General features: G+C 36.6%; 3 protein-coding genes. 2 read left to right on the top strand and 1 reads right to left on the bottom strand.

Translation table 11 applies throughout. The features are described from left to right. A partial coding sequence (gene atpC / locus ACP5S8_RS08235; RefSeq protein WP_461876456.1) for an ATP synthase F1 subunit epsilon occupies window positions 1-340 on the bottom strand: 340 nt, incomplete at its 3' end. Between the two features lie 75 nt (window positions 341-415). Here atpC and dnaN point away from each other — a divergent pair. Then, on the top strand, window positions 416-1,612 hold the full coding sequence (gene dnaN, locus ACP5S8_RS08230) for a DNA polymerase III subunit beta (protein WP_461876455.1): 1,197 nt from the start codon (window positions 416-418) through the stop codon (window positions 1,610-1,612). Window positions 1,613-1,636: 24 nt separating this feature from the next. Continuing rightward, window positions 1,637-1,902: SLOG cluster 4 domain-containing protein (locus tag ACP5S8_RS08225; protein WP_461876454.1), on the top strand; the 266-nt coding region annotated here is incomplete at its 3' end.

Below are 1,902 nucleotides of genomic sequence, written 5' to 3'. Positions count from 1 at the left end.
GCCATTCTGATATCTCTTCCGCGGTTTTTGCATCAGATAACTTTCTCGTGGCTTCTTCAAAAACTTTTTTGTATTCTTCAAGGTCTATATTTCCTACTGGAATAGCCTCTTCTGTTAGTATTATAACTTTGTCCGGTGTTATATCGGCAAACCCATATCCTACAGCTATACCATTTTTGTCGTCTTTGTTGAAGTAAACCAAACCAGGTTTTATTTGAGTTAAAAGCAACATATGGTTTTCCAATATACCCATTTCACCATCGTAGGCTGGTATATTTACAGACTCCACTTCTTCGGTGTATACAACGCCCTTTGGTGTAACTATGTCAACTTTTAACATAACGCCTCCATATCATAAGATAATATTATACCAGAATATTTTTTGTAAAAAAATTAAATATGCTATAATTATGTTATGGATTTAGAGAAAAACCAATGTAGCGTAGTCTTTGATAAAAAAGAATTTGAAGATATCGTATCCAAAGCCAAAAATACCACAGAAACGAAATCTATACTTCCAATATTGTCAAATTTCCTTATAGAGATAGAACATTCTAAGTATTTCGTAAAAGCCACAGACTTAGAAAACTATATAAAGATAGAAGGTAGACCAGAACAATCGGAAGTTAGCTGCACCTTGTGTATAAATTCTAAGAAACTAAGCGATATAGTAAAAAGTCTTTCTTCTGCTACATTCACGCTAACGCTTGTAAACGACACTTCAGCACAAAGCTCTTATGTCCAAATACAGAGCGGTAGGAGTAAATTTAAACTAACGCTGGCAGAAGCTTCCGAGTTTCCAGCTTTTCCAGAAATAGAAGACGATATGATATCAAACAGTATACTTGGCTCTATGCTTTTAGAAGGTTTAGAGAGGACAGACTACGCTGTAGCGAAAGAAGATGCCATGAACCCCACACTTACAGGCGTAAATATGCTGTTTGATAACAACGATGGAAAGCCTTTTGTAGAATTTGCTGCCACAGACGGCAATAGACTTACAGTTTTCAAAAAATACTACCCCAAAGAGGAATCCAACGAAAATATAACTTTAAACAACATGTCTTTTACAATACCAAGGAAAACGGTAAAAATACTAAAATCCATAGTAAACAAAGCATCTTTTGTAAACATTTACTACAAAAGCGGTGGCTCGTTTTTGATTTTTGAAGATAAAGCAACAGGTTGGACGTTGTTTAGCAGGCTTTTAGAAGGAGAGTTTCCAGATTACAAGATATACATAGAAAGCATAGAAAGACCGTTGAATGCCAAAATACAACGTAAAGATTTGAGAGATTTGATAAGAAGGCTTTCTTTTAGTGCAGATGGTACCGTTATACCTATAAAGCTTACCTTTGCCGACAACATTTTGATAGGAGAAACTTCAGACAGAGAATTAACAGAAGGAAGGGATGAGATAGATATAGACTATGTAGGAGAAGCTTTTAACGTAGACCTAAACGCGAGATATCTAAAAGAATCGGTAGACTACGCTCCCTGTGACTACATAAACATATCTACCGATGACCCTATGAACGGCATATTGGTTTCTTGCGGAAACCTTGAAGAAGAAGGTTTTTATTACGCTTCTTTAATAATGCCTTTTGGATGATTTTAAAAGCTTAAAACTTAAGTTATGCTTGACAACAACCAGATATTGGAAGAGCTAAGGTTAAAAGAAGGAGACACATGGCGTATCTTTAAAATACTCAGCGAATTTGTGAGTGGATTCGATACGCTATCCCACGTAAGCCCAGCGGTAACATTTTTCGGAAGTGCCAGGTTTGACGAGAACAACTTTTACTATAAAAAGGCTTATCAGCTTAGCTACGAGTTTGGGAAAGGTGGTTACAACGTCATAACAGGCGGTGGACCAGGTATTATGGAGGCGGCCAACAGAGG

The sequence above is a fragment of the Hydrogenobaculum sp. genome, from assembly GCF_049967395.1.
In the GTDB taxonomy this organism is placed as follows: domain Bacteria; phylum Aquificota; class Aquificia; order Aquificales; family Aquificaceae; genus Hydrogenobaculum.
Note: the sequence above shows the minus strand (reverse complement) of the source record. Positions and strands in the feature narration are given on the sequence as shown.